Origin of the sequence: Sphingomonas sp. STIS6.2 (assembly GCF_000732685.2) — a bacterium.
Taxonomy (GTDB): Bacteria; Pseudomonadota; Alphaproteobacteria; order Sphingomonadales; family Sphingomonadaceae; genus Sphingomonas; species Sphingomonas aerolata.
Window position 1 is genome coordinate 1 of record NZ_JPDP02000029.1, and the last position, 5,394, is coordinate 5,394.

The window sequence follows — 5,394 nt, forward strand, 5'->3', positions numbered from 1 at the left end:
AGCATGATCATGCTGTTACTGGCAGCACTGCCGATGCAGGCACAAGCCTCGGCCACAGCACCTAACGGAGACAAGCTCGTCGTCCACGACATGCCACAAGGCACGGCACCCAACGGAGACAAGCTCGTCGTCCATGACATGCCAAAAGGCACAGCAGCCAACGGAGACAAGCGGATCGTTAGTGACGTGCCACGCTGAGGGGTGAGCAAGAGGCACCAGCGGTTCTCATCGTTGCGCTATACGTCCGTTTTCCACCACATTCAGCCATTCCGACGCTGATCGCGCCCAATGACCGAAAGCGTCCAATTGCGGACATTCGCCGCGAGTGGCAGAAGGCTGAGATGGATGCTGAGCCAGTCATAATTCAAACAGCAGTCAGCACAGACGGCAAAAAGCGTTGGCATCTGCTTCAACGCTCGGACGGCTTCGTAACTTACGACGAAGATACCTTCTTTACTGAAGACCTTAGCGAGTTTGACGCGGGCATCATGGAGTACTGGAGTCCGACGCGCTTTTCCGGTCTGTTCGATACCGTAGTGGAGGCCCGAACCGATGCCCTAGGCACCCTGGTCTGGCTAAAAGAGGTTCTGTCTGCTGAATAGGCGTGTCCGCTAACCTTCCCTTCCGGCCATTTCGCTTACGACCAATCTCAGATGCTTGTAACTGTATTGAGAGTTCTCCATTGCAGACGTGATCGATGCCGCGCAGGATGTATTTGATGAATGCACCAGCCTTGCCGAGACGGCATCCTTATTTGTTTCAGGTCATTGCTACCGCAGTGGTCGCAGCTGCCTTCGTCTTGGCGACTGACGCTGTTGGTTACAGGGGAATGGCGAACGCCATTGGTATTTTCCTACCGCCGATCGCGATAGCGGTGCTGTTGAACCGAAGCTGGGATCGCCGCGTCTTCATGATTATGGGCTTGGCTGGCGTGTCGCTGCTCACCAGTATCGTCGTAGGGGTCAACTTCACTAGCTATGGGTGAGCGACAGCAATGGCGCCTCGGTGCCGCTAAGCGTACCGTCCGCTTTCCACCAGACCCGGTCGTTCGTGATGCAAAAATCAAAAGTTTTGCATCAAAATGCTGTCGGGGTCGCCGTTGTCGAATGTGCCCCGAACGACGCTATGCCGTCTCCAAACGTAACTAATTTTTACCAATAACGCCGTAGCATTATCGCTTGCCAGTTCGCCTTGGCCGTTTCGCTCCCACTTTTTGAGGTTAAACATGCGCATTGGCTGGATTTTTGCACTTGCCGCTACCGCCTGTTCTAATGCCTTTGCTGAGGGTAAACTAATTCAGGTAGACCCACGAGCGGATAGCTGGAATTTTGACTACGGTGAACCAATTAGCCCAGCATTAGCTCGCCTAGTTCGTACAGGTCAGGTAAGAAAAGCAACAACTTATGAAGTTGCAAAGCTTCGTGCTATATACAATATGTTACCATATAGTGTTTTTGCTGATATGCCCGTGTTCGTGCTTCTGAAAAAAATTCCTGTTTCAACGCTATCTCAATTCGGTGGTGGTTACATGGTCAACTTCATTGTTCCGGCAACCGTTCGGCAGGGAGGCATTGGCGACAGACCAGGCAGCAATTTCTTTAACGAGGCCGGTCAATGCTTAGGTGGCCCCGCTTGTGACCCAGTGCCGTCCGCCCCGCCAGCCCCACCAGCACGACCGAGATACTAACGCCAATCCTAGCATATCTTCGTGGAACCTTCCGCAAGGACCGGTAATTTTCGCGCTTATGATGCAAAATCACAAGATCTGCATCAGGCTCGAAGCCGCGGAAATCGTAGCATCGCTTGATGCAGAGATCTGATGCGTGTCGGCCCTGAATGTCCGGGTTTGGTGGGAAGCCGGCTTTTAAAATTTCGAAGGCGTTCTCACGCTGATCAGCCCCGCGCATATGCCAAACCACGGCACAAGGCCGACCCACTTCCCATCCCGGACATTCGTTGATGAAAAAATCAATAATTTGCATCAGCTTAGCAACGCAAAGCGGTTGGTCGGCTGGCGCCTATCACTCGAAAATTAGGTGCCTCAGCGTACCGCGCAGAAGCAGTCGATCGTTCAGAACTAAGTCCTTCTCGAAGGCGCTATCGGGTTCTGCGCGAAGCAGTGAGTGTGAGTGCCCACGCCAAGCAGGCATAAAGGGAGCCGTTTGCTATCGGGATGATGTAGTCGGGCCATCTGTCAGCCATTAAGATCGCGGGCGCGACTATTTTCGCTACATACAAACTGGTGTTAAACGTCACCAGCATTGTGAAAACCGACATGACGAATGGTGCAACATAGCCGACGACGGATGCGATCGTTATGATGCGAGAGGCTCGCCTGCGATCCATTCGACCCTCAACGCTGCATACGGGGCGTCTATGTTAAGGCCTCGCGCGCTGCCCGCAAACCCGAAAGCAAACCGGCAGTTTTCTACCAGGCCTTGCCGTTCCGAGTCTCCTGAGCCGACGCGATAACCCGAAAGCCGACCGGCCGGTTTTCGGGCGGGAAAGCGGACCGGCGGGAAGCGCCCAAACATGGACATTCAAGCGGACCATCCCTGCCGCCAGAAGCGGCCGTTCGGTTCCTGCAATTTCGTCCAGTTTTTACAAATCCTAGATATCTTAGGTCTAATTGCCAGAATATAAATTCTAATTCAGGGCTTTTAGATGCGGAAGTATGTTCTAGGATTATGTGTCGTATCTTTATTCGTATCGACCAGCGCAAATGCACAATTTGCGGGCCTACTCGCAAAACGGTTTGGCCTTCCATCGAAGGGCGAAGTCGGCGGTTCTTACCAATCAAATAATCAGATAAGAGCCTATATCATGTCGGATCCACATGACAATTCCTCTTTATACGATAAACTTATAACCAAGGCTTCTGAAATGGCGGCCGACCGAGGTTTTTCGCGCATCGGTGTCACAAAGAACAGTTGCACAACAGCCGTCATTGTCGGAACCCCCCGCTCAACGAGCTGCTATGTTATAGCGGTTATGCTGAATGAACACGAAACCACTAAGTCTCGTGGGGACCGTGAGGTCCAGTACTATTCCGTGAAGACCGTCAATAGTGGTATGATAGCGCCGCTACCCGAATCAAGATAATAGCGCGACGAGCTCATTCCTGATCAACGGCCCCTTTGTGAAAAGCGGCTGCGCAACGCTATGTCTGCTAACACTGGCCGCCTACCCAATAACGGCCGGTCCGCTAACCACCAATTCCCGCCATTTCGCTTCCGCCCACAAGCGGACGTGGCCAAACGGTCTATCAAGCCATAAGAGTGCGACATGATGTATTTGGTGTTGAGCTGCGACCCCGCCGGTGATCGCCCTCTGGGGGCCGAGAATGAACTACGCGGTCCTGATATGCCCGTGAGCCTTCCCCCTGAGCTCCTATCAGATTTGCTCTCGTGGAACGAGAGAATGGGCGAGGCGGTGCTTGCAGATACCGAGACTTCGGGCGCCATCGCCCGACTGAACGCCGAGGGAGAGAACCTAGCTTCCCGTGTCGCATCTGTCGTGCCGGGCGGCGCGAAGGTTCGCTACCTGAAAGAGTAGCAGCGCGTCCGCTTTCCACCAATTCGAGACGTTCCGGAGCCGATTGCGTCGAATGACCGCTAACGTCCAATTGCAGACGTCGCACGCCCGTGAGATTGTCGGGCGAGGTCAGCGCGGAGAAGGCTCGTGTCGTTTCTACACGTAGCTGCAGCAGCAGCATTGCAATCCATTTCCGCCGCTCCCCAAATACCAGTTGCGGCGGGCTCCTTTAAGAGTATCGTGGTGGCACTCGAAGCCGCCAAAAACTGTGGCATTGAGCAACTTAAGGTGGAAATGTACCCCACCTCTTGGGCTGGCGACGCCCGCCTTTACCTGTTGCAGAACCCAAAGGATGCGAGCGTTGGATGCCTCAACCGATGGCTCACACGTAATGGAAAACGACTAGCCTTGGTACCCAGATGGTTGAATGACGACTTCAGTCGCGACGCGCCATAAATGGAACATGGTTACGTCCGCTCACCACCGGATTGCGACATTCTATGGTAGAAACGCAGACCCCTAAAGCAGCCCGGCGGGAAGCGCTACCGCCAGATGTGAGCTCGCTTCATCACTTTCTCGAACGCGGACCTGTACCACCCTTGCGGCAACACGGTTGGGAGTGGAGCGCTCGCTTCTGTGGTCAAAACGTTTTAGTATCCTGCTACAATGAACGTCGCGATGTGATCCCGTCCGAAGGTGGCAAGACCCCTTGTAAACGACAGTACTGCCAAAACGGTTAACATAATCGGAAATCCATATATCGCGAGAGTAAGAGTTATGGACCGGGGGGAATTCTCATTCTCTGCAACGATTATGAGAAAAGACGTGAAAATTATAGCAAACTCAATAAAAAGAAACACTAGAAAACCTGCAAATCCAAACGGTATCATATAGACCGACATAAGTGTTGCATTAACAGACAGCAACGCGGCTAATACGACGATAATAAGAATGAACGGGGGTTGTTTCATGATATCTCGGTAGGTGCTGCTGTTTTGAAGGATCTAAAACTTTTCTTACACTTATGGGTTATCGCCGTTTCTCCGTGTCCTATCTGTCGTTACTTAGATCATGTGGACGTAATATGACGCGGCAAAGTCCTTCAGTGTTTGGCTGACTATGATGCCCTGCTCCGTTCGATCAGGGTAGCAAGATGGGGATCGTTAGCGGTAACTTTCCAGCAAATCTGGACGTTCCGGAGCCGATCGCATCGGATGACCGCGTACGCCTATTTGCGGATATTCGTTGTGCCTACAAACAGCGCACCTACCGTTTCGAGGTCGGGAGAGCCGCGACCGGAACGTAACGATACCCTGCCGCTGGCGCATTCCCGATTGCGTGAGGTGGAGTGATCTTCATCTGCTTGCGCAAAAGAGCGCAGGCAATCTTGTCGAACGCTTCACTCCCGCTGGTGGCCTTAATCTCACAGGTGGCGAGAAAGCCATCGGCATCGAACGACAGAAAGGTCGATGTAGGCTGCACGTAGCCGTTCGGCAAAGCTGCGACCGGTACAAATACGCGGCTATCCGGCACCACACCCGGTGCTGGCATGCTCCAGCCCACTGCGGTATGGAAGTTGCCAGCAACTGCAACGCCATCAGGGCCGCGTGCCGGTTCGAAACGCGCCTTCATCAACCGTCTGCAAGTTACCTCGTCAAGCGCTGAGTGCCCAGCACTTTCAGTCACTTGGCAGGACAAGGGGGCACCGTTCACCGATACTTTTAGTTCGATGGAGACATAGCCCTCCTGTCTGTTTCGCAAAGCTTGTTGTGGATAGTCTTCGAACTTTATCGGACTGCTGATCATTTTAGGCGGAACCGCTGACGCGGGTGATGCCTCCCACGCTAGGGTCAGGACCCA

Annotated in this window: 6 protein-coding genes; 5 read left to right on the top strand and 1 reads right to left on the bottom strand. The window is 53.4% G+C overall.

The window, feature by feature from the left end:
• The 5 genes from sphst_RS21065 to sphst_RS04245 all read left to right on the top strand — a co-directional run.
• A partial coding sequence (locus tag sphst_RS21065) for a hypothetical protein (protein ID WP_234387328.1) occupies positions 1-198 on the top strand: 198 nt, incomplete at its 5' end.
• A gap of 143 nt (positions 199-341) precedes the next feature.
• Entirely contained in the window at positions 342-602 is a 261-nt protein-coding gene (locus sphst_RS04235) for a hypothetical protein (RefSeq protein ID WP_031393902.1), read from the top strand.
• Between the two features lie 116 nt (positions 603-718).
• Positions 719-985 carry a hypothetical protein gene (locus sphst_RS04240; protein ID WP_159043501.1) on the top strand — a complete coding sequence of 89 codons (267 nt, stop codon included), beginning with the start codon at positions 719-721 and terminating at the stop codon, positions 983-985.
• 240 nt (positions 986-1,225) lie between these two features.
• The gene (locus sphst_RS20290; protein ID WP_159043502.1) at positions 1,226-1,687 is read left to right on the top strand and encodes a hypothetical protein; all 462 of its coding nucleotides are present in this window, start codon (positions 1,226-1,228) and stop codon (positions 1,685-1,687) included.
• A 1,598-nt stretch (positions 1,688-3,285) separates the two neighbouring features.
• Positions 3,286-3,555, top strand: a complete 270-nt coding sequence (locus sphst_RS04245; protein WP_031393904.1) for a hypothetical protein — start codon at positions 3,286-3,288, stop codon at positions 3,553-3,555.
• 1,245 nt (positions 3,556-4,800) lie between these two features.
• Here sphst_RS04245 and sphst_RS04255 read toward each other — a convergent pair.
• A partial coding sequence (locus tag sphst_RS04255) for an energy transducer TonB (RefSeq protein WP_159043503.1) occupies positions 4,801-5,394 on the bottom strand: 594 nt, incomplete at its 5' end.

What these genes read in the sequence shown, in the direction of transcription:
- sphst_RS20290 (WP_159043502.1), top strand. Translation starts at nt 1,226, where the DNA reads ATGCGCATTGGCTGGATTTTTGCACTTGCCGCTACCGCCTGTTCTAAT.
- sphst_RS04245 (WP_031393904.1), top strand. Translation starts at nt 3,286, where the DNA reads ATGATGTATTTGGTGTTGAGCTGCGACCCCGCCGGTGATCGCCCTCTG.
- sphst_RS04235 (WP_031393902.1), top strand. Translation starts at nt 342, where the DNA reads ATGGATGCTGAGCCAGTCATAATTCAAACAGCAGTCAGCACAGACGGC.
- sphst_RS04240 (WP_159043501.1), top strand. Translation starts at nt 719, where the DNA reads ATGAATGCACCAGCCTTGCCGAGACGGCATCCTTATTTGTTTCAGGTC.